24 protein-coding genes are annotated in these 25,126 nt (G+C 39.9%); 22 read left to right on the plus strand and 2 right to left on the minus strand.

All coding sequences use genetic code 11. The annotated features are described in order from the left end of the window. Positions 1-3 precede the first annotated feature (3 nt). Positions 4-1,032, plus strand: a complete 1,029-nt coding sequence (locus tag MHI20_RS01225; protein WP_017359372.1) for a SepM family pheromone-processing serine protease — start codon at positions 4-6, stop codon at positions 1,030-1,032. Between the two features lie 32 nt (positions 1,033-1,064). Here the strand turns inward: MHI20_RS01225 and MHI20_RS01230 are convergent, their stop codons facing one another. Next, entirely contained in the window at positions 1,065-2,312 is a 1,248-nt protein-coding gene (locus tag MHI20_RS01230; RefSeq protein WP_363368245.1) for a nucleotidyltransferase, read from the minus strand. A gap of 206 nt (positions 2,313-2,518) precedes the next feature. Here MHI20_RS01230 and MHI20_RS01235 point away from each other — a divergent pair, with 206 nt between their 5' ends. From MHI20_RS01235 to gerR, 3 genes are all read left to right on the plus strand, one after another. Further along, entirely contained in the window at positions 2,519-3,037 is a 519-nt protein-coding gene (locus MHI20_RS01235; protein ID WP_268355677.1) for a YceD family protein, read from the plus strand. Between the two features lie 21 nt (positions 3,038-3,058). After that, a complete protein-coding gene (rpmF, locus tag MHI20_RS01240; protein WP_008354700.1) occupies positions 3,059-3,232 on the plus strand; it encodes a 50S ribosomal protein L32 in 174 nt (57 codons plus the stop codon). A 138-nt stretch (positions 3,233-3,370) separates the two neighbouring features. After that, entirely contained in the window at positions 3,371-3,910 is a 540-nt protein-coding gene (gene gerR / locus MHI20_RS01245; protein ID WP_249856005.1) for a sporulation-specific transcriptional regulator GerR, read from the plus strand. Positions 3,911-3,963: 53 nt separating this feature from the next. On the opposite strand, the gene MHI20_RS01250 is transcribed toward gerR, so the two are convergent. Next, the gene (locus tag MHI20_RS01250; RefSeq protein ID WP_007499784.1) at positions 3,964-4,443 is read right to left on the minus strand and encodes an N-acetyltransferase; all 480 of its coding nucleotides are present in this window, start codon (positions 4,441-4,443) and stop codon (positions 3,964-3,966) included. A gap of 210 nt (positions 4,444-4,653) precedes the next feature. Between MHI20_RS01250 and MHI20_RS01255 the strand changes: the two genes are divergently transcribed. From MHI20_RS01255 to ftsA, 18 genes are all read left to right on the plus strand, one after another. Then, complete coding sequence (locus tag MHI20_RS01255; protein ID WP_159159609.1) at positions 4,654-5,547, plus strand: 2-dehydropantoate 2-reductase; 894 nt, start codon at positions 4,654-4,656, stop codon at positions 5,545-5,547. 65 nt (positions 5,548-5,612) lie between these two features. Continuing rightward, entirely contained in the window at positions 5,613-7,232 is a 1,620-nt protein-coding gene (bshC, locus tag MHI20_RS01260; protein ID WP_159159610.1) for a bacillithiol biosynthesis cysteine-adding enzyme BshC, read from the plus strand. Between the two features lie 128 nt (positions 7,233-7,360). After that, positions 7,361-7,792: a division/cell wall cluster transcriptional repressor MraZ gene (gene mraZ / locus MHI20_RS01265; protein WP_003211163.1), complete on the plus strand. Its 432-nt coding sequence runs from the start codon at positions 7,361-7,363 to the stop codon at positions 7,790-7,792. A gap of 66 nt (positions 7,793-7,858) precedes the next feature. Then, positions 7,859-8,791 carry a 16S rRNA (cytosine(1402)-N(4))-methyltransferase RsmH gene (gene rsmH, locus MHI20_RS01270; protein WP_007499781.1) on the plus strand — a complete coding sequence of 311 codons (933 nt, stop codon included), beginning with the start codon at positions 7,859-7,861 and terminating at the stop codon, positions 8,789-8,791. Between the two features lie 36 nt (positions 8,792-8,827). Next, positions 8,828-9,175, plus strand: coding sequence for a cell division protein FtsL (gene ftsL, locus MHI20_RS01275; protein ID WP_025207292.1), 348 nt, complete (start codon positions 8,828-8,830; stop codon positions 9,173-9,175). Positions 9,176-9,182: 7 nt separating this feature from the next. After that, the gene (locus MHI20_RS01280) at positions 9,183-11,333 is read left to right on the plus strand and encodes a penicillin-binding protein (protein ID WP_045034300.1); all 2,151 of its coding nucleotides are present in this window, start codon (positions 9,183-9,185) and stop codon (positions 11,331-11,333) included. A gap of 125 nt (positions 11,334-11,458) precedes the next feature. Further along, positions 11,459-13,378, plus strand: coding sequence for a stage V sporulation protein D (locus tag MHI20_RS01285; protein WP_019743279.1), 1,920 nt, complete (start codon positions 11,459-11,461; stop codon positions 13,376-13,378). A 211-nt stretch (positions 13,379-13,589) separates the two neighbouring features. Then, on the plus strand, positions 13,590-15,065 hold the full coding sequence (locus tag MHI20_RS01290; RefSeq protein WP_024720307.1) for a UDP-N-acetylmuramoyl-L-alanyl-D-glutamate--2,6-diaminopimelate ligase: 1,476 nt from the start codon (positions 13,590-13,592) through the stop codon (positions 15,063-15,065). A 136-nt stretch (positions 15,066-15,201) separates the two neighbouring features. Beyond that, the gene (mraY, locus tag MHI20_RS01295) at positions 15,202-16,176 is read left to right on the plus strand and encodes a phospho-N-acetylmuramoyl-pentapeptide-transferase (RefSeq protein WP_007499771.1); all 975 of its coding nucleotides are present in this window, start codon (positions 15,202-15,204) and stop codon (positions 16,174-16,176) included. 9 nt (positions 16,177-16,185) lie between these two features. Continuing rightward, complete coding sequence (murD, locus tag MHI20_RS01300; protein WP_414642620.1) at positions 16,186-17,532, plus strand: UDP-N-acetylmuramoyl-L-alanine--D-glutamate ligase; 1,347 nt, start codon at positions 16,186-16,188, stop codon at positions 17,530-17,532. Between the two features lie 59 nt (positions 17,533-17,591). After that, on the plus strand, positions 17,592-18,692 hold the full coding sequence (gene spoVE, locus MHI20_RS01305) for a stage V sporulation protein E (RefSeq protein WP_007499768.1): 1,101 nt from the start codon (positions 17,592-17,594) through the stop codon (positions 18,690-18,692). 198 nt (positions 18,693-18,890) lie between these two features. Beyond that, a complete protein-coding gene (murG, locus tag MHI20_RS01310) occupies positions 18,891-19,985 on the plus strand; it encodes an undecaprenyldiphospho-muramoylpentapeptide beta-N-acetylglucosaminyltransferase (protein WP_335350262.1) in 1,095 nt (364 codons plus the stop codon). Between the two features lie 30 nt (positions 19,986-20,015). Then, positions 20,016-20,927 (plus strand): UDP-N-acetylmuramate dehydrogenase, encoded by a 912-nt coding sequence (gene murB / locus MHI20_RS01315; protein WP_340936363.1) that lies wholly within the window; start codon positions 20,016-20,018, stop codon positions 20,925-20,927. Positions 20,928-21,063: 136 nt separating this feature from the next. Further along, positions 21,064-21,843, plus strand: a complete 780-nt coding sequence (locus MHI20_RS01320; RefSeq protein WP_007499762.1) for a cell division protein FtsQ/DivIB — start codon at positions 21,064-21,066, stop codon at positions 21,841-21,843. Then, positions 21,840-22,529: a DUF881 domain-containing protein gene (locus MHI20_RS01325; protein ID WP_340936364.1), complete on the plus strand. Its 690-nt coding sequence runs from the start codon at positions 21,840-21,842 to the stop codon at positions 22,527-22,529. The genes MHI20_RS01320 and MHI20_RS01325 overlap by 4 nt, the downstream gene beginning before the upstream one ends. Before the next feature lie 20 nt (positions 22,530-22,549). Beyond that, the gene (locus MHI20_RS01330; protein ID WP_007499758.1) at positions 22,550-23,275 is read left to right on the plus strand and encodes a DUF881 domain-containing protein; all 726 of its coding nucleotides are present in this window, start codon (positions 22,550-22,552) and stop codon (positions 23,273-23,275) included. Then, a complete protein-coding gene (locus MHI20_RS01335) occupies positions 23,275-23,643 on the plus strand; it encodes a small basic family protein (protein WP_003210988.1) in 369 nt (122 codons plus the stop codon). Before MHI20_RS01330 ends, MHI20_RS01335 begins: the two co-directional genes overlap by 1 nt. Positions 23,644-23,802: 159 nt before the next feature. Beyond that, entirely contained in the window at positions 23,803-25,125 is a 1,323-nt protein-coding gene (ftsA, locus tag MHI20_RS01340; RefSeq protein WP_007499754.1) for a cell division protein FtsA, read from the plus strand. The last annotated feature ends 1 nt before the right edge of the window (position 25,126 follow it).

Raw genomic sequence — 25,126 nt, forward strand, 5'->3', positions numbered from 1 at the left:
CGAATGAAAAAATTAAATATTCGCTGGCTCAGCTTTTTTGCTGTTGTTCTAGTCTTATTTGGCTTAACTTTTGTGAAACTGCCCTATTACGTCACAAAGCCAGGTGATGCAACAGAAATTGCGCCACACATTCAAGTGGACGGAGGATATGGCGAGAAGGGCAGCTTTTCTCTTATGACCATTAAAGTAGGTCCAGCCAATCCATATACGTATTTGCTTGCAAAAATGAACAAGTATGACGAAATCGTTCCAGAAGAAAATATTAAAGCGGACGGAGAGTCTGATGAGGATTATATGAAACGGCAGCTGCAGCTCATGAAAAGTTCTCAAGAAAATGCGATGATTGCCGCTTATACAAAAGCGGGAAAAAAAGTAGATTATACGTTTAATGGGGTATATGCGAGCTATGTGATGAAAGGAATGCCTGCATATGGGAAGATTGAAGTTGGCGATAAGATCAAAAGCGTCGACGGCCATACATATGAGTCAGCAGATAAAATGGTTTCGTATATCAGCAGTAAAAAAGCAGGCACGACTGTCCGTTTTGTACTTGAACGTAATGGCAAAGAAATCACGCAGAACGTGACGTTAAAACCATTTAAAGAAGAGCCAAAACGAGTGGGAATTGGCGTATCATTATTTACAGACCGTCATGTGAAAGTGTCTCCTTCTGTGAAAGTGGATATTGAAAACATCGGCGGTCCATCGGCTGGTTTAATGATGTCACTTGAAATTTACAATCAGCTGACAAAAGAAGATGAAACACACGGCTATGCGATCGCAGGAACTGGAACGATTGATGCAGATGGTACAGTCGGACCGATTGGCGGAATTGATCAAAAGGTTGTTGCAGCAGACAAAGCAGGGAAAGACATCTTCTTTGCACCGAATGATAAAGGTGACCCAAACTCTGATTACAAAAATGCAGTCAAAACAGCAAAAGATATTAAAAGTGATATGAAAATCGTTCCTGTGGATACCATGCAGGACGCACTAAACTATTTAAACAAATTAAAAGAGAAAGCATCATAAAAAAGAGCAGCCTGCAATCAGGCTGCTTTTTTCTATCGAGATGAAAAGAGTCCGCTCTCTTCATCATATCGAATCGGTGATGTTTTAAACTCTGCTTTTGTTAATTCTGTTTGCATGGGTTCAGAGATGGGAAGGCTAAACACCCTTGAAGCGCGAATATCAAGATCAAGGGCGGGATGTGAAAAGGAAGACAGTTTACTCACAAGTGGTACATCCAACTCTTTTTTTACAAGAGACAAGTACTGTTGTCCTTTCCTTGTCATTCCAAGTAAACGAATATAGGGCGCTTTTTTCTTTTCAAGCAGCTCGTGCATCGTCTTTTTCTTCACGTTCATTAATAGATGCGTATTCATCCGCTGTAACCTTGTCCACGTATATCGTTTTGTTTTGACAAGTGATAGATACTCCTCGTAGGAAGATGCATGTGTCATGGCTTTTTGCATGCGGTGTTCAATGCCTTCTTCAATTTCATATATGCCCTCTAGTTCACTCGTATCCATTGTATGAAAAACATGTTTCAGAAAGCGAAAATAGGCTTCTTGCGTATGTAAAAGACCATATGAAGAATGATAGTCGTGTAATTGCTTTAAAGTAGCGTCCGGGAGGTAGGGCGTGACTGCTTGAAATGAGCTCTGTTCTTTTAAAGCTTTTCGGATACTTGTGGCGCTTGCGATTTTTTGGTTGTCAGGCAGTTCTTCATCATGATAATCAGATGCAATTCTTTGAGACGTAAAAGGCTGCATGTGAGGAGCTCTCTCTAAGATGGCTTTAACATAATGAAAGCCTAAAATGTTATTTGGTTTGGACAAATCCAGTAAGTGTTCAGTATGAATGGCCTCTTGAAACGCACCTGCTGCTGCTGCGGGATAACTAAGACCTTCTTTCACCTTTTCTTTTGTTAAAAGATCAATCTCTGCCTTTTTTTCATGCCAAGCGTGTGCTGTGCGCTCAAATGCGTTGATCTCTCCATCCTCACTGCCGAAAAAAAGAGAATGGCATTTTAATGCATCGAGGATGGACACAGCGCCATTGGCGAAGGTTTCTGCCTTTTGTACGGCATATATGTATGGAAGCTCACACACAATGTCTACGCCGTTTTGCAGTGCCATTTTTGTACGTGCCCATTTTGAGACGATGGCAGGCTCCCCGCGCTGGAGGAAAGAACCGCTCATGATGGCAATGGCAACATCTGAGGAGGTTTGTTTTTTCGCCTGATTCACATGATAGGCATGCCCATAATGAAATGGATTGTACTCGACAACGACTCCCACTGCTTTCAATAGATGTTCCGCCTTTCTTGCTATGGTTAAATGGTCTGTGCTACAGTAGCATAAGGGAAAAATGAAGACCATTTTTTTCAGTGTAGGCATTCCGAGAACTGATGTCAAACAGCCCTTTGACATCATGAAGGACTGTAAAGAAAAAATATTGACAAATAGCATGATGAAAGCTATAATCATGTTTGTTGCTCTTAGAGGTGATACAATTGAAATGGACAGTTTATCAGTTACATCAAAAAGCTAAAAACAGCTTCGATTTTCATGAGACGGTTGACTTAAATGAACTTACTAGCCTTCATTCAGATATACGTCGTATTTCACCAGTAGAGGTGAATGGGACTGGAGTGATCGAATCAAAGCAAGTCGCATTTGATTTAACCATCACAGGTGAAATGACATTGCCTTGTTCAAGAACGCTTGTTGATGTAAATTATCCATTTGCGATTTCAACAAAAGAACTATTTGTACTTCATAAGACAGACGATATAGAAGATGAAGACGTATCTGTTGTAGAAGACGATATCATCGACTTAACGCCTATAGTCAAGGAAGAAATTCTTCTTGAAGTGCCCATGCAAATCTTTTGCGACCAAGCTGACGTAAAAGGTGCTGCACCACAGGAAGGGAATGACTGGGCGGTCATTTCGGAAGATGCACATCAAAACCGAATTGATCCTCGTCTGGAAGGCTTGAAGAAGCTCTTAGAAGAAAATAATGAATCTTAACTCTTTAAGGAGGTGGGAATAATGGCTGTACCTTTTAGAAGAACTTCTAAAATGAAAAAAAGATTGCGTCGTACGCATTTCAAACTACAAGTACCTGGTATGGTAGCTTGCCCAGAATGCGGTGAAATGAAAATTTCTCATCGTGTCTGCAAATCTTGCGGAACATACAAAGGCAAAGACGTAAAAAGCAACTAATGCTTGATAAAAAAACGTGAGGGAATCTTCCCTTGCGTTTTTTTATTGATCTATTTTTTAGGTTTCTCTCCTGCAAATAGTCTATCTACTCTAGTAAGCGCATATGATGTGGTATTCAGATTCAGGGGGGATGATGAGTTGACGATTACACGGCAGGACGCATGGACACAAGATGAAGATTTACTTTTAGCAGAAGTTGTTTTAAGGCATATCCGAGATGGGGGTACCCAGCTTTCAGCATTTGAAGAGGTTGGAAAAGCATTGTCAAGAACAGCAGCAGCATGTGGATTCAGGTGGAATTCTTACGTCAGAAAGCAGTACCAGGCAGGCATTGAGCTTGCCAAAAAACAGCGAAAAGAACTGCGTAAAAAAATTGGTATCCATTCTTCGGGTTTACCGCAGCATGCGTTCACCATAGAGGAGAAGAAATCTTCTGATCAGACTGAACTGACGCTTCGAGAAGTAATTCGGTTTCTAGAGCAGCTTGAGAAAGAACCATCTGGTCCAGCTTATTTACGGGAGGAGCTTAAAGATGCACAGCATCAATTAAAATCACTCACCAAAGAAAATGAACAGCTGAAACGTCAATTAAAAATGACAGAAGAAGATTACCGGGCACTTATTGGTATTGTTGAAAGAGTCAAACAGAATATCAGCTTAAAAGATTACGCAAAATAAGAAAACGCCCCTCACAGATGGACAGAGGGGCGTTTTCTTAATGATTAAAATGATTAAGCGGACTCACCTGTGTTCTTTTGAATATGTGCAGGCTCCCAAATGAGTGGGTTTTCTCCTTTATCGCGTTCCATATCATATTTCACCGCTTCAAAGCCCATTTTATCCCAAAAACCGGCAGATTTGACGCGTGGATTCGTTCGAATTGGAAGGCCAAAAGATTTTGCGAAATCAACAAGTGCTTCGCCGTAACCTTTACGCTGATATCCTGGCAGCACTTCTAGCTTCCACAGCTCTAGATAATCATGATTATGGTCAAAATACGTCGTCGTCGAGCCATCTACTTGATAGAGGCTCATACGTGCCACAAGCTTATCTCCAAAGTAAATCCCATAAAATGGAGAGTTGCTGTCATTTTCAATCATATTACTTTCTAGGTCTTCAAGCATGGAAAGTTCTTGTATGCCATATTCCTTAAATTGTTTAAATTCCTCTAATGTTTTGTAGTTAATCAGAAGACGTTTTACTTGTGTCATGTGATCTTCCCCCTTACACACATAATGTTGACAGTGATGTCATTGAAGGCGTTTTCATCCCATCCGCCTAAAAAAGTTTTTACACTTATTATTATAGTTTTTTAATTAAAAAAATTCAATCATAGCGCGTTATCTGCTTTTTGCATCGTAGCACGAAACTGGTAAAATAGTTGATAATATGAAGTAAACAGAAAAAGGGAAGTGCGGCAATTGAAAATTGGAATCATTGGCGGTGGTGCGATTGGTCTGCTTTGTGCCAGTTATTTATCAGAGCATCATGACATCACCGTCTTTACAAGAAGAAAACAGCAGGCAGAAGAAATTCGAGCATTAGGCATCGAACGAATGGTAAGAGGGGAAACCATTCAATCAGCTGTTGGGGCCGATACGGGGGTCAAAGGAATATTTGATTTGCTGATTGTGACAGTGAAGTATCATCATCTGCAAGATGTTCTAGGGGAATTATCGGGACTGCCTCGTCATCGGATCTTATTTTTGCAGAACGGAATGGCCCACCTCGTCGATTTAAAGAACTGGAAAACGGCACATCAGTTATATATTGGTGTAGTAGAGCATGGCGCAATGAAGGTGTCTGATCGCGCAGTAAACCATACAGGAATTGGTGTCATCAAGTGGGGAGCATTTCTGCATGAGGAAAAAGAACCTATGGGTAGTGAACTATCAACGGTCGATTTTCAAATGGTTTATACAGATGAATGGAAGAAAGTACTGGAGGAAAAACTGCTCGTCAATGTGTGTATTAATCCGTTGACGGCTTTATTACATGTGAATAATGGGGAATTGGTATCGAACCCGTCATATGAACATATGATGACATGTGCATTTGAAGAAGCGGTTTCCATTCTAGGGTTGCTTGAGAAAGATCGTCTATGGGCTCATGTGAAATCAATTTGCCATCAAACGGCTGCCAATCAATCGTCGATGCTGCAAGATATCGTCAAAGGCCGCCAAACTGAAAGAAAAGCAATCATTGGCTACCTTTTAAAAAAAGCTCAAGGTCAAGGGATGACGCCGCCATTCCTCACTTTCTTGAATAGAAGCTTGGAAGTATTGGAAAAAAAGCAAACAAAATCTTTTGAGTGAGCTCATTTACATGCTATACTTTTTTCGGGAAACTAACTATTTATTGAAGAAAGGAAGTTCTAAACATGCAATTGACTGAACTTTCCATCCGAAGTCAGAATTTATTCATACGTGATTATATAGAAGAAAAAAAAGAGATGACTGCTTTTTTTGATTATGATATACATTCTGAGCACACATGGAAAAAGAGATACGACGATCTCATGGAAAGGAGCTTCCCGCGCGAGGCTTTAGCGGATTATATGAGCGCATATCATGCAAAATTTGATTCGGCTGCGATGCGTGAGAATATTGAGAAGATCCGTGATGAACGGAGTGTCATGGTGGTTGGAGGACAGCAGGCAGGTCTCTTAACAGGTCCGCTTTATACCATACATAAAATCATTTCCATTATTCAGTTTGCCAAAGAAAAAGAATCAGAGCTTGGCATTCCTGTTATTCCGGTCTTTTGGGTAGCGGGTGAAGATCACGACGTAGACGAAATTAACTTTGTGTACACGTCTGGCGAAAAAGGCCCAGTCAAACAAAAGCTTCCATTACATCATGTGAAAAAAACAGCTGCGAAAAGAACACCTCTACACCAAGAGAAAACAGAGAGATGGCTTCGTGATGTATTTTCAACCTATGAGGAATCTGCTTACACAAATGACTTGTTTGATCAGCTTCTTCGATGTTTACGCAAATCAGAAACGTTTACTGATTTCTTTGAGTGGATTGTTTGCGATCTATTTGAAGAAGATGGACTGCTGTTATTGAATTCAGGAGACTTTGGCGTGAAGCCACTTGAACGTACGTTATTCAAGCAAATTGTGGAGTCGAGTGATGCGATCGTGGCTCACTTAAATAACACGCAGGCTGCCATGGAACAAGCGGGGTATCAGCCGATTATTGAAGCTGGTGACCATCAAGCCAACTTGTTTTACGAATATGATGATGAGCGTTTCCTCATTGAACAAGAGAATGGCCAATTTTCTATATCTGAAGTGGGGCTTACTTGGACAAAAGATGAGCTTTTGCAGGAAGTCGAGGAGCACCCAGAGCGGTTTAGCAATAATGTGGTGACCCGTCCATTGATGCAGGAAACCCTTCTTCCAACGCTTGCTTTTATGGCTGGACACGGTGAAGTGAACTATTGGGGTGAGCTGAAAGGCATCTTCGAGTACTTCGATGTCAAAATGGCACCCGTTCTTCCAAGACTGCATGTCACCATTCTTGAACGGCACATTGATAAGAAGCTGCCGATAAGAGAATTGTCGGTTGAAGAAGTGCTGACAAAAGGCGTGAAAGAAAAAAAGGATGCGCACTTTCAGCAAAGTCTTCCAGACAGCTTCGTTCAATCGGTTCAACATGCCAAACGTGAATTAGCGAATGTTCATGAGGCCATGAGACAAGAAGCGCTAGAGATCGAACCAAGCTTTGAACAGCTATTAGATAAAAATGCCAAATTTATAGAAGACCAGCTTCAATTTGTTTATCAAAAGGTTGCAAAGCGTGTGGAAGAGAAGGAAGGATATATCCTTCGAGATTTTGAACGGATTGAAAATAGTTTAAAACCACTCGAAGCACCACAAGAAAGAATTTGGAATATCATGTACTTTTTAAACAAATATGGTCCAGAATTCTTCAAAACGTTCAAAAATCTGCCATTTTCATTTCAAAACAAGCAACAAATTGTCAAACTTTGAAATAAAGTTTTAATGAACCCTGACTAGTTCAGGGTTTTTTTTTATGTAGAAACAGTGTAAAATAAGTTTTGTGGAGAGAAGTGGTGGATAGTGGAGAGTATAGGTGAGAAAGTGGGGCTCTGATGATCATGTTCATGGGTGAATACCAACATACGATTGATACAAAAGGGCGCATGATCATCCCTGCTAAATTTAGAGACGGTCTCGGAGAACAGTTTGTGCTGACGAGAGGGCTTGATCAATGTTTATTTGGCTACCCTATGAGTGAGTGGAAACTAATTGAAGAGAAACTCAAAGCACTGCCGCTAACGAAAAAAGATGCACGTGCGTTTACCCGGTTCTTCTTCTCCGGCGCAGTTGAATGTGATCTGGACAAGCAGGGGCGCATTAACATCGCATCCAACCTACTCCAATATGCAAAACTCGAAAAAGAATGTGTGGTCATCGGCGTTTCAAATCGAATTGAGTTGTGGAGTAAGTCGATCTGGGAACAATATACAGAAGAGCAAGAAGATTCTTTTGCTGAAATTGCTGAAAACATGATTGGATTTGATATATAATAATCCCTTGTGCAGCAAGCTTTCTACACATTCATTTCTATTTGAAAAAGGTGGGACCATATCATCATGTTTCAACATGAGACAGTATTATTAAAAGAAACAGTTGACGGTTTAAACGTCAAAGAAGACGGTACATATGTGGACTGCACGCTAGGCGGCGCAGGTCATAGCTCATATTTACTATCTCAATTATCAGAAAAAGGTACATTGATTGGGTTTGACCAAGACGATGCTGCACTGGATCATGCACGAGAGAAGCTCGCACATGTTAAAGCGAACATTCTTTTCATAAAAAGCAACTTCCGATATTTAAAAGAACGTCTGAATGAACAAGGAATTACAAGCGTAGACGGTGTGATTTTTGATCTTGGGGTTTCATCACCTCAGCTTGACACACCAGAGAGAGGCTTTAGTTATCACCATGATGCACCTCTTGACATGCGAATGGATCAAACCGCTGCTTTGTCGGCAAAACAAGTGGTGAATGAATGGCCATTTGAAGATCTAGTTCGGATTTTCTACAAATATGGGGAAGAAAAGTTCAGCAAGCAAATCGCACGCAAAATTGAAGAAGCCAGAAAAAAAGCGCCAATTGAAACAACAGGAGAGCTTGTCGACATTATTAAAGAAGGAATTCCCGCACCTGCAAGACGAAAAGGCGGACATCCAGCGAAAAGAGTATTTCAAGCGATCCGAATTGCCGTAAATGATGAATTGAAAGTATTTGAAGAAGCACTAGAACAAGCAATAGAGTTACTCAATCCGAAGGGGAGAATTTCTGTCATTACATTCCATTCACTTGAAGATCGGATATGTAAAAGTACATTTAAAGAAATGTCTTCTCTTCCAGAACTTCCGCACGGACTGCCAGTAATTCCAGAAGGACTTGAACCAAAACTGAAGCTGATCACGAGAAAACCAATCGTTGCATCAGAACAAGAGCTGGAATATAACAACCGTGCCCGTTCAGCGAAGCTCCGAATTGCAGAAAAAAAGTAAACGACACCATAGATGATGATAAAAAGGAGGTTTCTTATGAGTAATTTGGCTTACCAAAGAGAAGTAAAGCAACATCAAACCGAGCAACAAGGTCAATCGGTTGTGATTAGAAGAAGAGGTTCTATTACACTTGGTGAAAAAATCTTACTTGTCATGTTTGTCATGGCTCTCATGTGCAGCTCGATCCTCATTATTTCTAAAGCCTTTGCTGTTTATCACGCAAATATCGAAGTGCAGAAGCTAGAACAGCAAGTGTCTTTAGAATCGAAAAAGATCACTGAACTGCAAAAGCAAAAAGATTTACTAAGTGAACCAGAGAGAATCATTGAAGCCGCTAAAAAAGCAGGCTTAAGCATGTCGAAAGATGTTAAGAAGGTCGATTAACATGGCGATGCCTAAAAAGAATAAAATGATGAACAGAGGCGCGGCAATTGCGAGTATTTGCTTCGCCCTGTTTTTCTTTATCATCCTTGCACGTTTTATTTATATTCAGATTACGGGAACCGTCGATGGACAAGTGTTAGCTGCAAAAGCCAATGAACAATATCAATCGAAAAAAACACTTGAAGCCAAAAGAGGGTCCATTTTAGACAGAAACGGAAATGTGATTGCAGAAGATACATCTGTGTATAAACTGATTGCGATCATGAGCAAGAAAATGACGGTCGATCCAAAGCATCCGATGCATGTCGTTGACAAAGAAAAGACAGCAAAAGAGCTGTCAAAAGTCATTGATATGAGTGAGAGTGAAATTTTAAAGCGTCTGAATACAAAAGATGCATTCCAAGTCGAGTTTGGTAAAGCCGGAAAGGATATTAGTTTTTCAACTAAGGAAAAAATTGAAAAGCTAAAACTTCCTGGGATCGCCTTTGAAAAAGATACAAAGAGGTATTATCCAAACGGCATGTTTGCTTCGAACTTAATCGGTTATGCTAGATTAGATGAAGCCACCAAGGACATGTCAGGCGCAATGGGTCTAGAAAAGGCTCTGAATAAATATTTAAAAGAAAAAGATGGCTATGTAACGTATAACAGCGACAGAAGCGGATGGGCACTTCCGAATAGTAAAGAAGACATCGTTGCCCCGAAAGACGGGAAAAACGTCACACTGACCATCGATCAAAAAATTCAAGCATTTCTTGAAGAAAGTATGACGCAGGTCGCTAAAAAATATAAGCCGAAGAAAATCATTGCGACAGTCGTTGATCCGAAAACTGGAAGAGTTCTTGCAATGGGACAGCGGCCAAGCTTTAATTTAAATGAACTCGACATTACGAATTATAACAACGATGTCATTTCTTACGCATTTGAACCAGGTTCAACGATGAAAATTTTCACACTCGCTGCTGCTATCCAAGAAGGAGTGTACCAAGGCAGTGACAAGTATCAGTCTGGTACTTATAAAGTAGGCGGCGGTCTTGTAAGAGACCATAACAACGGAAATGGCTGGGGAAAAATTGATTTTCATGAAGGTGTTCTACGTTCTTCAAACGTAGCTTTTGCGAAATTGGCAAAAGAAAAATTAGGTTTCACACGCTATGAACAATACTTGCAAAAATTCCATTTCTATGACAAAACAGGCATAGACTTGCCGAACGAAGCGTCTAGTAAAATCAATTTCAGATACGAATATGACAAAGCATCGACTGCTTATGGTCAGGCGTCCGCGATTACCCCAATTCAGCAAATTGAAGCGGCGACAGCCATTGCAAACGGTGGAACGATGATGAAGCCATATGTAATCGATCATATTACAGACCCGAACACAAACAAAACAATTTTACAGCACGAACCAACAGTAGCAGGAAAACCAATTTCTTCTGATACAGCGAAGCAAGTCCGTGACATTTTAGGTGAGGTCGTTTCCTCAAAAATTGGCACAGGACAGCCATACCAAATCAAAGGTTTTGATGTCGCTGGGAAAACGGGTACAGGACAAATTGGCGGTGCTGGCGGCTACCTTCAAGGGAGAAACGATTACGTCTTTTCATTTATGGGAATGGCACCAAAAGATGATCCGAAGCTGCTCGTTTATGTGGCTGTCCAACAGCCTCAGCTATCTGAAACACAAACGGGCTCTGCCCCTGTTTCAGAAATCTTTAACCCTGTGATGAAAAATAGTTTGCTCTATTTAAATATTGCACCAACAAAAACAGACGATAAAAAATCTGGCAAACAGAAAATAAAACAAGAAACAATGCCGTCATTCCTAGATTTAGAAGTGAAACAGGCAGAAACAGAAGCAAAAAACAAAAAGTTATCACCTGTTGTTATTGGTGACGGTTTATCCATTAAACGCCAATGGCCAAGTGCGGGCTCTGAATTCTCTGAAAGCCAGAAAGTCTTTTTGAAAACAGCAGGGAAAACCATTAAAATGCCTGATATGACAGGCTGGTCCAGAAGGGAAGTTCTTCAATATGCGTCTATTTCAGGTGTGCATATTGAAACAAATGGACAGGGATATGCTGTCAAACAAAGCGTGAAAAGTGGAGCGGAGATTTCAGATAAAGTCGTCACAGTGACCTTCAAAAGTCCAAATTAACTTGAAAACCTAGCAAATCATTTGCTAGGTTTTTTTCTTTTGCTTGAGCGATGGACGAGATCGTTCTATAAAAAGACGAGCCTGCATATGATGAAAACAAGCCATATGTAAGGAGTGAACCGGGCGTGCGAGTGTCAAGTGTAACAGTGAGAAAACGATTGCTTTTCGTGCTGCTGTTTGGGGTGATCATTTTTTTCATCATAGATACTAGATTAGGATATGTGCAGTTTATTATGGGCGAGAAGCTGACAAGTTTAGCGAAAGATTCATGGAGCCGTAACCTCCCATTTGAACCAGAACGAGGAGATATTTTGGACCGAAATGGGGTGGAGCTTGCGACGAACAAAAGTGCTCCCTCTATTTTAGTCGTGCCGCGGCAGGTGAAAGACCCAGCAGAAACAAGCAAAAAATTAGCTGCAGTACTGAATATGTCTGAGGAGAAAGCGTACAAGCATGTCACCAAGAAAACGTCTATAGAACGAATTTCCCCAGAGGGGAGAAAAGTATCTCATGAAAAAGCAAAAGAAGTCAGAGAACTTGATTTAGATGGAGTCTATGTAGCAGAAGACAGCATCAGACATTACCCGTTTGGAAGTTTCTTATCTCATGTATTAGGTTTTGCTGGAATTGATAATCAAGGCTTACTTGGGCTAGAAGCGTACTATGATGATGACCTAAAAGGTGAAAAAGGCTCTGTGAAATTTTATTCTGATGCAAAAGGGCAGAAAATGCCAGATGAAGCAGATGATTATACACCGCCTAAAGATGGCCTTGATATGAAATTAACAGTTGATTCAAAAGTGCAAACCATCATCGAACGAGAACTAGACAATGCTCAGGCAAAATATAACCCAGATGGCATGATTGCCATTGCCATGAATCCGAAAAATGGTGAGGTGCTGGGAATGTCGAGCAGACCTGACTTTGATCCGGCTGACTATCAATCAGTTGATTCAAAAGTATTTAACCGAAACTTACCGGTGTGGAGCACATATGAGCCAGGATCGACGTTTAAAATCATTACACTGGCAGCTGCTCTGGAAGAAAATAAAGTAAATTTAAAACGTGATCAATTTTTTGACAGCGGATCTGTGACAGTGGATGGCGCAAGGCTCAGATGCTGGAAAAAGGGAGGACATGGATCACAGTCGTTTCTAGAAGTGGTACAAAACTCTTGTAACCCAGGATTCGTCGAGCTAGGCGACCGTCTTGGAAAAGATAAATTATTTTCTTATATTAAAAATTTCGGCTTTGGTCAAAAGACAGGCATCGACCTTCAAGGAGAAGGTAGAGGAATTTTGTTCCCGCTTGATCGTGTTGGTCCTGTAGAACAGGCAACAACAGCCTTTGGTCAAGGTGTATCTGTTACGCCGATTCAACAAGTAGCTGCAGTGGCAGCCGCAGTAAATGGAGGAACGCTTTACACGCCGTATATTGCAAAAGAATGGATCGATCCAATTACAAAAGAGGTGGTGAAAAAGCAATCACCAATTGCCAAGAAGAAAGTCATTTCAGCGGAGACGTCTAAAGAAATCAGGTATGCCCTTGAAAGTGTAGTCGCTCAAGGAACTGGCCGGAATGCATTCGTTGAAGGATATCGGGTGGGCGGAAAAACAGGAACAGCACAGAAAGTAAAAGACGGAAAGTACATGGAAAATAACCACATTGTGTCATTTATCGGGTTTGCACCTGCGGATGATCCAAGCATTGTTGTATATGTAGCAGTAGATAACCCAAAAGGCACGATTCAATTTGGTGGGACAGTAGCAGCACCTATTGTGGGCCATATTATGCGAGACAGTCTGCCTGAAATGGGTGTGAAAAAAAGAAAAGGACAAATTGAAAAGAAGTACCAATGGCTGGACACAAAAACCATTGAGGTACCGAATCTTGTAGGAGGATCTGTTTCTGACCTTGAATCACTCCTGATTAATTTAAAGATTGATGCTTCAGGAACTGGCAGTAAAGTGGTGAAGCAATCGCCTGCTGCCGGCACAAAGGTCAAAGAAGGTTCCACGATCCGATTATACTTAAATGATGAATAATAAAGAATGAACAGAGGGTAGCCGCACTCATTCGGCTGCCTCTTTTTGTTGAAAGTGAAGGGTCGCTTTAAAAAAAGAGCATAAAGTGTGTTTTTTCCAAGAGAAACTTAAGGAATACGCTGGATGTATCCTTTTTTTTACGATAAAATATAGACTGTGTGTTTTTTTCACAAGACATGCACGTGAACGAATTTGAGAGGTTTGATATGAAATGAAATTACAAGAACTCCTTACATACTTTAAAAGTGAAAACAGTGAACTGATAAACGAAAATCCGGAGATTACTTCCATTGAAATGGATTCAAGAGAAGTGAAAAAAGGGAGTCTTTTTGTCTGTATAAAAGGCTATACAGTAGATGGACATGATTACGCTGAAAAAGCAGTGAAAAGCGGGGCTGTAGCGATTGTAGCAGAACACCCACTTCACATAACAGATGTACCAGTCATTATTGTAAAACACTCTCAAAGAGCACTTGCAAGAATGGCAGATGCTTTTTACGAACAGCCAACTCATAAACTCAATCTAATTGGTATTACAGGAACGAACGGGAAAACGTCCACAACACACATGATTGAGCAAATCATGAGAAAAGCCGATAAAAAAACAGGTTTAATCGGTACGATGTATATGAAGGTAAACGATGAAATTCTCGAAGTGAAAAACACAACACCTGAGAGTGTCACCCTTCAGAAGACCTTTAAGCAGATGCTTGATCAAGACGTAGATACGGCCATTATGGAAGTGTCATCACATGCTTTGCATCTTGGGCGTGTTCATGGATGTGATTATGATATTGCCGTCTTTACAAATCTTACCCAAGATCATCTGGACTACCACAACACAATGGAAGAATATAAACATGCAAAAAGCTTGCTCTTTTCCCAGCTCGGAAGTGCCTTTCAGCACGATAAGCCGAAGCATGCCATTTTAAATGCAGATGATGAAGCGTCTAGTTATTTTGAAAAAGTCACAGCTGCTGAAATTATGACGTATGGCTTAGAGCAAGAATCAGATGTAATGGCAAAGAACATTCAAATTAAACCAAAGGGAACACAATTTGATTTGATCACCCCAATCGGCACAAAAAATGTGACGGTTGCCCTTATTGGGAAATTCAATGTGTATAACATTCTAGCAGCTGTATCAGTAGGAATTGTATCAGGCTTAACGTTTGAAACGATCGTTAGTGCCATTGAAGAACTTGAGGGAGTCAAAGGAAGATTCGAACTTGTGAATTTTGATCAAGACTTCCCAGTCATCGTTGATTATGCGCACACACCTGACAGTTTAGAAAATGTACTGACTACGTGTAGAGAATTAACAGAAGGTAGAATTTTCTGTGTAGTTGGCTGCGGGGGCGACCGTGATAAAACCAAGCGCCCTCAGATGGCCCAAATCGCTGTGAAATATGCAGATGAGCCTGTTTTCACATCAGATAATCCAAGAAGTGAAGATCCATCAGCCATTTTGAAAGACATGGAAAATGGCGTGCCAAACACCTATTATCACAGCTTTGTGAACCGGAAACAGGCCATCTTTTTTGCCATTGCTAATGCAAAAAAGGGCGATACAGTCTTAATAGCTGGAAAAGGCCATGAGACGTACCAAATCATTGGTGATCAAGTCTATGACTTTGATGATGCCAAGGTGGCAGCGGACGCTATTTTAGATCTAAACAAATCTTAAAAATGATGAAAAGAGTGTAATGAAATGAAGCATTTTGTACAAAAACAACATACGAAAGACACGAATGAATATCATAATAATGAATGCTATTTTCTAATGGAAAACGGCTTTGGAAATTCGGAAGGAGTAAAGAACAATGCTTGAACAGGTGATATTGTTTACAATCATAATGGGATTTTTAATCAGTGTTCTTTTATCCCCGATTTTTATTCCGTTTTTAAGAAGACTAAAATTTGGTCAAAGTATTAGAGAAGAAGGACCTCAGTCTCACCAAAAGAAATCTGGTACCCCAACAATGGGTGGAATTATGATTATCTTTTCTATTACAATTACAACGATCGTGATGATTAACAAATTCTCTGAGATTAGTCCAGAAATGTTTTTATTGTTATTTGTCACCCTTGGCTACGGATTATTAGGATTTTTAGATGATTATATTAAAGTAGCGATGAAACGAAATCTTGGCTTAACATCGAAACAAAAACTGATCGGGCAAATTGTGATTGCTGTGATTTTCTATGCAGTCTTCCATTATTATGAGTTTGCAACGACTATTCGCATTCCAGGAACAGATGTCAGCTTTGACTTAGGATGGGCATACTTTATCCTCGTCGTTTTCATGCTTGTCGGTGGTTCTAATGCGGTAAACCTCACGGATGGACTTGATGGTTTATTATCTGGAACAGCTGCTATTGCATTCGGAGCTTTTGCTATATTGGCTTGGAATCAATCTCAGTATGATGTGGCGATCTTTTCGGTAGCAGTAGCAGGCGCTGTCCTTGGGTTCCTTGTCTTTAATGCGCATCCTGCAAAAGTATTTATGGGTGATACGGGATCGCTTGCTTTAGGCGGTGCCATAGTGGCCATTGCCATTTTAACGAAACTTGAGATTTTACTCGTCATTATTGGAGGAGTATTTGTTGTTGAAACGTTATCCGTTATCCTTCAAGTCATCTCCTTTAAAACAACTGGAAAAAGAATCTTTAAGATGAGCCCGCTTCACCACCACTATGAGTTAGTTGGCTGGTCTGAGTGGAGAGTAGTTGTCACCTTCTGGACAGCTGGTTTATTGCTTGCTGTTTTAGGAATTTACATCGAGGTGTGGTTATAATTGAATAGGATGCAAATGTTAAAAGACGAACATGTACTAGTATTAGGCCTTGCAAAAAGCGGATATGCGGCAGCCTCAATTCTTCACGAGCACGGAATAAACGTGACGGTCAATGACCAAAAAGCTTTTGAAGAAAACGAGCCTGCTCAGTTACTTTCTGAAAAGGGGATTGATGTCATTTGTGGCAGTCATCCTCTTCGTATGTTCGACGATAAAGAAATTACGATTTTAATTAAGAACCCTGGAATTCCTTATGAGAATGTGATGGTTCAAGAGGCGCTTCGCCGAAAAATTCCAGTTTGGACTGAAATAGAATTGGCGTATCATTTGACCTCATCTCCTTTTATTGGGATTACCGGATCAAATGGAAAAACGACCACGACCACTTTGATTTATGAAATGTTGAAAAAAGACAGCCAAAAAACATTGGTAGCAGGTAATATCGGAACGGTCGCAAGTGAAGTTGCCGCGCGTGCAGCGGGCGATGAATGGATCGTAACTGAGCTCTCTTCATTTCAGTTAATGGGAACCGTTGAATTCAGACCTAAAATCAGCTTAATATTAAATATTTTTGACGCACATTTAGACTATCATCACACGCGTGAAGAATACGAAAAAGCAAAACAGAAAGTGTATGCACATCAACAAGAAGATGACGTAGCTGTGGTTAACCTAGATGATCCATCTGTTGTCAAACTAGCAGAAGATTCGAAAGCGCAAAAAGTGTTTTTCTCAGTTAAAGAGCCGGTAGCACATGGAGCGTTTATTAAAGATGGTGCCATCTACTATATGAATGAACATGTCATTGACCTCAAGGATGTTGTTCTTCCTGGTGAGCATAACCAAGAAAATATTCTAGCAGCTATTTGTGTTGTAAAAAATGCAGACTGCTCAAACGAAGCGATTGCGCAAGTTCTTACTACATTTAGTGGAGTGAAGCATCGTTTGCAATTTGTGGAGACGATTCAAAATAGAAAATTTTATAATGACAGTAAAGCGACCAATATACTGGCAACAAGTAAAGCTTTGTCTGCCTTCAAGCAGCCGACCATTTTACTAGCAGGTGGACTGGATCGTGGCAATGAATTTGATGAATTAAAACCTTTTATGAAGAATGTAAAAGGAATAATTACATTTGGTGAGACTGCGCCTAAGTTTGTGAAGCTTGGTGAAGAGCTGGGAATACATCACGTAAAACATGTCGATAATGTTGAACAAGCAGTACCTGCGGCGTTTAGCATATCTGAAGAAGAAGACGTGATTTTATTGTCTCCAGCTTGTGCAAGCTGGGATCAGCATAAAACATTTGAAGAACGAGGAGACATGTTTGTAAACGCCGTGCATATGCTTAAATAAGGGCTTGTCTCTCATATGACTGACAGCCCAAATGAAATTATGCTTGGGGTGTCGGTCTCTTGACGAATAAGAAAACTTCTCCGGATTTTTTGCTTGTTGTCATTACGTTACTTTTATTGACGATTGGTTTAATTATGGTGTACAGCGCAAGTGCTGTGTGGGCATCGTATAAATTTGATGATTCGTTTTATTTTGCAAAAAGACAGCTTTTGTTTGCCGGAATCGGAGTTATCGCAATGTTTTTCATTATGCGGGTCGATTATTGGACGTGGCGGACTTGGTCAAAGATACTGATTGCAGTGTGTTTTCTCCTCCTCGTGCTTGTCTTGATTCCTGGTATCGGTATGGAGAGAAATGGTTCAAGAAGCTGGATTGGTGTCGGTGCGTTTAGTATTCAGCCCTCTGAATTTATGAAGCTTGCGATGATTGCGTTTCTTGCAAAATTCTTATCTGAAAAGCAAAAGAATATCACATCCTTTCGTAAAGGTTTCGCCCCAGCACTAGGCATTGTGTTTTCTGCATTTGCCATCATTATGCTGCAGCCGGACCTAGGTACAGGAACGGTTATGGTTGGAACCTGTATTATTATGATATTTGTTTCAGGTGCGAGAATCGCTCACTTTATCTTTCTCGGTCTTTTAGGGCTTAGCGGATTTGCCGCACTTGTCTTATCAGCACCCTATCGAATAAAACGAATTACATCTTATTTAAATCCTTGGGAGGATCCACTTGGCAGCGGATTTCAAATTATTCAATCCTTATACGCTGTCGGTCCAGGCGGTCTGTTTGGAATGGGGCTAGGTCAGAGTAGACAAAAATTCTTCTATTTGCCTGAGCCTCAAACAGACTTTATCTTTGCTATATTGTCTGAAGAACTTGGATTTATAGGTGGATCACTCATTTTGCTTCTCTTTAGTGTTCTATTGTGGAGAGGCATTAGAATAGCCCTCGGGGCACCAGATTTATATGGAAGTTTCTTGGCAGTGGGTATCATCTCAATGGTTGCCATTCAAGTAATGATTAATATCGCAGTTGTCACTGGTCTCATCCCTGTGACGGGCATCACACTCCCATTCTTAAGTTATGGCGGTTCATCACTGACATTAATGCTGATGGCAATCGGCGTACTTTTGAATGTAAGCAGATATGCTAGATATTAATGTGCTGATAGTTCATGTAACCATATAGACTTTTATTTTGCAAAAGTATGAAAAAATGATTTGAAGAGTGAAAATGGCAGTTTCTGTTTCGAAAACATGATGATTGACTCTTCTTTACAGGTTTTGACGGAGCCCTGTTGTTTAAAACAGGGTTTATACTTTGTTCAGAGCAGAAAAAAATTGAGGGGAAATGGTATAATGCGTATAGTTATTAGTGGAGGCGGAACAGGCGGGCATATTTATCCTGCTCTAGCTTTTATTAAAGAAGTGAAAAGACTGCATCCTGATGTGGAATTTTTATATATTGGCACTGAGAATGGGCTTGAAAAGAAAATTGTAGAAAGAGAAAATATCCCTTTTAAATCAATTGAAATTTCAGGTTTTAAAAGAAAGCTTTCCTTTGATAATGTAAAAACAGTGATGAGGTTTCTAAAGGGCGTCCAAAAAAGTAAATCTTATTTAAAAGAATTTAAGCCGGATGCTGTTATTGGAACAGGTGGTTATGTGTGTGGTCCAGTTGTTTATGCTGCGTCTAAGCTAAAAATCCCAACGATCATTCACGAACAAAATAGCCTGCCAGGCATCACAAATAAGTTTCTGGCACGGTATGTGAATAAAGTAGCCATCTGTTTTGAAGAAGCAAAGGAACACTTTCCTTCAGAAAAGGTTGTTTTTACGGGAAACCCAAGAGCCTCTGAAGTCGTCTCTATTAAAGAGGGAAAATCTCTTAAAGAGTTTGGGCTGGATGAGAAGAAAAAAACGGTTCTTATTTTTGGCGGGAGCAGAGGTGCAGCTCCAATCAATCGAGCAGTGATTGACATGCAAGATGAATTAAAGGCAAAGAACTATCAGCTTTTATATATTACAGGTGAGGTTCATTATGAAAAAGTGCTGAACGAATTAAAAGAAAAAGGTGAAGCACCGAATATGATCACAAAGCCTTTCTTGCATCAAATGCCGGAGTATTTAAAATCAATTGATGTCATTGTTGCAAGAGCGGGAGCCACAACGATTGCTGAAGTGACGGCACTTGGAATTCCGACTATCTTCATTCCAAGTCCATACGTGACCGCAAATCATCAGGAAATTAACGCTAGATCACTTGAAAAACATGATGCTGCGATCGTTTTAAGAGAATCAGAGCTTTCTGGAGATCGCTTGCTTCATGCAATTGATGAAATTGCTGGTAATGACGAGAAACTACATCAAATGAGCCGTTTAACAAAAGAACTTGGAGTACCAGATGCGTCCACACGTTTATATAATGTGTTAAAAGAAATTACGACTTCATGATGAATGATATGAGGTAAGGCGGAGGGTAATATGGAGAACTTGAAGAATGAATTATTAGAAGCGCAAGTTGGTAAAGTACTTGAAAATGAACCGCTTGCAAATCATACGACAATGAAAATAGGCGGACCGGCCGATCTATTAGTCATCCCTAAAGATATCGATGCTGTCAAAACAATTATGGATCAGGTAAAAAAACATGATACTCAATGGACGGTCATTGGGAGAGGATCCAATTTACTTGTCCTTGATAAAGGAATTCGAGGGGTCGTTTTAAAGCTGGGCGCTGGGCTTGATCACTTAACTGTCAATGATGAAGAAATTACAGTTGGTGGAGGCTATTCAGTTGTAAGACTCGCGACGTCTCTTAGTAAGCAGGGGCTGTCAGGATTGGAATTCGCAGCTGGTATTCCAGGATCTATTGGTGGCGCTGTTTATATGAATGCAGGGGCACATGGATCTGACATTAGCAAGATTCTTGTGAAAGCGAGAGTCTTATTTGAAGATGGAACGATCGAGTGGTTAACTAATGAGCAAATGAACTTTAGCTATCGAACTTCTGTGCTTCAAAAGGAACGCCCTGGAATTGTTCTCGAAGCAGTGTTCAAGCTTAAACAGGACGAACGTGAGAAAATCACAAAGAAAATGCAGCAAAATAAAGATTATCGCAAGGAAACTCAACCGTATAATAAACCATGCGCCGGCAGTATTTTCCGAAATCCATTACCTGAATATGCAGGACAGCTTGTAGAAAAGGCGAATTTAAAAGGATATCAGGTTGGCGGCGCTAGAATTTCTGATATGCACGGAAACTTTATTGTCAATGCTGGTGGGGCGAAGGCTCAAGATGTGCTCGACTTAATTCAGTACATTCAAAAGAAAATCAAAGATGACTACAATGTAGAGATGCATACAGAAGTAGAAATTATTGGTGAAGCAAATTAAAGGCTACTACTTATGAATGATGGTATCACAGGAAAACAAACGGCATTTTTTCATGCCGTTTGTTTTCTAATCAATATGAGATAAAGAATGATCCAAAGGTGCGGACAAGCAGCTTTGAATGAGGTGAAGAGTATATATGCGGCCTGATCATGAAAATGAAAAGATCGTCAATATAGAAGAGCGAATCCCTAAAATTAAAGAACAAAGGAAGCAGAAAGCGAATCGGAGATTAATCTCTTTTATTTTGCTGTTTTTTATCATGGTTTTAATTATTGTCTATTTGCAAACACCAATCAGTAAAATTTCTTCTTTAACCATTACCGGTAATGAACATGTACCAACAAAACAGCTCGTTAAACTTTCGCAAATTAAAGAAGGCGAGACAGAGTTTTGGAACTTAAATAAAGATATGACAGCAGACCATATAAAGCAAAATAAATTGATTAAAAGTGTCAGTATCAAAAAACATTTCCCTAATAAGGTCAGTATTGCTGTCAAAGAGTATGCAAATATTGCGTATCTGCAAAAGGGACATTTTTATTATGAGCTTCTTGAAAACGGGACGGCTTTGCCAGATGAAGTAACGCCAAGTCACGCAGGACCTATTTTTGTCGATTGGGACAATAAAGAGAAATTGAAGCAAACAGTGAAAGCTCTGAATCAACTGCCGGCTTCTATTCAGGAACTAATCTCAGAAGTATATTACGTACCGACTAGCTCCAATCAGTGGCTCGTTAAATTTTATATGAATGATGGAAACACCGTTATTGCATCAATTAAAACATTCGCAGATAAAATGACGACGTACCCTGCCATTGTCAAAGAGCTTTCCTCCTCTGAGAAAGGTACGATTCATATGGAAGTAGCCACATATTTTGAAGCTTTTAAATCTAAGAAAAAGGAAGATGAACGTTGAGAGGCAAAACCGTCATATTCTCAATTGTAATGCTTGTTCTTGGATTTCTGATTTCTTTTTCATACCAATATACGAAGCAGCATCGAGCAGATGTCAATCGAACAGAACAATGGAAAAAAGAATATTCTTTGAAAAGTCAGCTAACAAAGCAAGAAAAGGCGAATCAAAAACTTGAAAAAGAACTTTATCGTCTTCAATCAAAGGTCCAAGAAACAGAGTTTGGTTTGAAAAATGAAAAAGAGCAGTATTTTAATGTTTTGGAAGATGTTGAGAAATACAGAATGTTTACAGGAGAAGTAGGTGTAAAAGGGAAAGGGGTAAAAGTATCTCTTGAAGATGCATCTTATATCCCGAGTGGACAAAATGTCAATAATTACATTGTGCATGAGAGCCACATTTTCCATGTGATAAACGAACTATTTATATCAGGGGCATCTGCTGTAGCTATAAACGGACAAAGAATCACACACCAATCATACATACATTGTAACGGTCCAGTCGTCACGGTTGATGGTGTTCAACATCCAGCACCATTTGTCATTTCTGCTATTGGAGATCCAGCTGTTTTAATTCCTGCATTAAACATTGCAGGCGGGGTGGTTGATCAGCTGACAAGTGATCATATTTCCATGACGATTGAAAAGAAGGATATTCGTATGAATCCTCTTCTAAGAAACAAAGATTAAATGTGAAAAGGTGAGTGGTGTTGAGGAAAAAGAAGCCATTACTTAGTTTGACAGTCCTGATGGTTATATTTGGCATCATGGTCTCCATCCAGTTTAACTCTCTACAAAAGCCTAAAGTTCGCGATACTCGAGACGTTTGGGAATTAAGAGAGGATTTATCTGCATCTAAAAGTAAAGAACTGGATTTATTGAAAGAAATTGATAAATATGATGAAATGCTAAAAAAGTATGGCAACCAAGAAGATCAATCAAAAGAAGCACAATTAACAAAAACGTTGAAGGATTTGAAAGAAAAGGCTGGTTTTACAGAGGTAACGGGTGAAGGAGTTGAAATAGAAATTACTCAGCTTTTTTCTAAGGAACTTACCGGAGAAGAAGTCAAAAATATACCACCTGATCTTCTGAAAAAATTAATCAACGAAGCCAATATGTTTGGGGCAAAACATATTTCCATTAATGAACACCGGGTGATTAACACCAGTGTTATTCGAGATATTAATGGTACGACTAAAATGGATGGTTACAGCATAGATGGTGATACAGTCACGATTAAGATGGTCAGTGAGCAGGCCGATAAATTATACAGCCGTTTAAATGTATCAGATATTGGTGATTTGTTTGCTCAGGAAAATTTCAGTTTGAGTATTAGACCGCCGAAGAAAAAAATTCATTTAAAAGCATTTGACGGTACAATTCAATTAAATGAATTGAAGCCTCTTGACGATGTAAAGGAGGGAAAATCTTAATGTGGCTTCCTGTACTTGGTTTAATCATAGGAGTTGCGATCGGTTTCTTAACGAATTTTACGATACCGAATGAGTATTCTAACTATCTTTCCCTCGCTGTACTTGCTGCGCTTGATACATTGATTGGTGGAATCAGAGCACATCTGCAAGGGGCATACGATGAACTAGTGTTTGTATCAGGTTTCTTCTTTAATATTATACTCGCAATAAGTTTAGCTTTTCTGGGCGTCCATCTTGGTGTAGACTTGTATTTAGTCGGAATGTTTGCATTCGGTGTTAGATTGTTTCAAAATATCGCCGTTATTCGAAGAATTCTACTAACAAAATGGACAATTTCTAGAGAAAAAAAGAAAAAAAGTGAGTCATAAAAAAGGATATACATATGATGTAACGAATATTTTCAGTAATCCTAATAAAAAATGTTGATTTTTTAAGTTTTGTTACACACTTGTAAAAACACATTCATTGTATTGTTGTTCAGCAAATAATAGAATAGAAAGTATTGATATGTGAGGAGGTGCCATAGAATGAACAACAATGAAATTTACGTCAGCCTTGACATCGGTACATCCAATATAAAAGTCATCGTCGGAGAAATGGCGGATGATTCGCTTAACATTATAGGTGTTGGAAATGTCCCTTCAGAGGGGTTAAAAAAAGGATCGATTGTTGATATAGATGAAACAGTTCATTCTATTAGACAAGCATTTGAACAGGCTGAGAGAATGGTAGGTTTTCCTTTACAAAAGGCGATAGTCGGAATTAACGGAAACCACATTCATATTCAGAATACGAGCGGCGTGGTCGCAGTGTCTAGTGAAAATAAAGAAATACATGCTGAAGATGTGAGACGTGTCTTGGATGCTGCACAAGTAGTATCTATTCCGCAAGAACATCTCGTAGTAGACGTAATTCCGAGACAATTTATCGTCGACGGAAGAGATGAGATCACAGATCCGAAAAAAATGCTAGGTGTACGGCTAGAAGTGGATGGATCGTTAATAACAGGTTCTAAAACGATTCTACATAACTGGCTCCGGTGTGTAGAGCGGGCTGGTATTGAAATTATGGATATTTGCTTGCAGCCACTCGCATCGGGTTCAGCGGCGTTATCGAAAGATGAAAAAAATCTAGGGGTAGCTCTTGTCGATATTGGCGGCGGCTCTACTACGATATCCGTATTTGAAAACGGGCATCTCTATTCTACTCACAGTATCCCATTGGGCGGAGAGAACATTACAAAAGATTTGTCTATAGGACTTAGAACTTCCACTGAAGAAGCTGAACGAATCAAAAAGCAATTTGGGCATGCATTCTATGATGAGGCATCGTCTGAGGAGACATTTGAAGTTTCCGTCATCGGTACGGACCAAAAACAGACGTATACACAACTTGAAGCAGCCAATATCATTGAAGCACGATTAGAAGAGATTCTGCTTTTTGTGGCAGAGGAATTACGCAATATGGGTGTCCATGATTTGCCTGGCGGATTCGTTCTAACAGGTGGACAGGCAGCTATACCAGGTATCCTTTCTCTGGCACAAACGGTCTTACAAAACAATGTAAGAATCGCAAGTCCTAATTATATTGGGGTCAGGGAACCTCAATATATGACAGGAGTGGGCCTGATCCATTTTGCTTATCGCAATGCAAAGATTCAGGGCAGACAGGTTGGATTCCAAATGCCGGATGAAGCATTTCATGAAGTAGGCGCGTCCATGGAGCCGGTTTCTTCTACACCACAAGTAAAAGAAGCTCAGCCAAGACCGAAAGTGAAACAAAAAGCGCAACAAGAGACAAATAAAAAACCGGGCAAAATGAAAAAACTATTTAATATGTTCTGGGAATAGA

The organism is Bacillus sp. FSL K6-1106 (assembly GCF_038005245.1).
Lineage (GTDB): Bacteria > Bacillota > Bacilli > Bacillales > Bacillaceae > Bacillus > Bacillus altitudinis.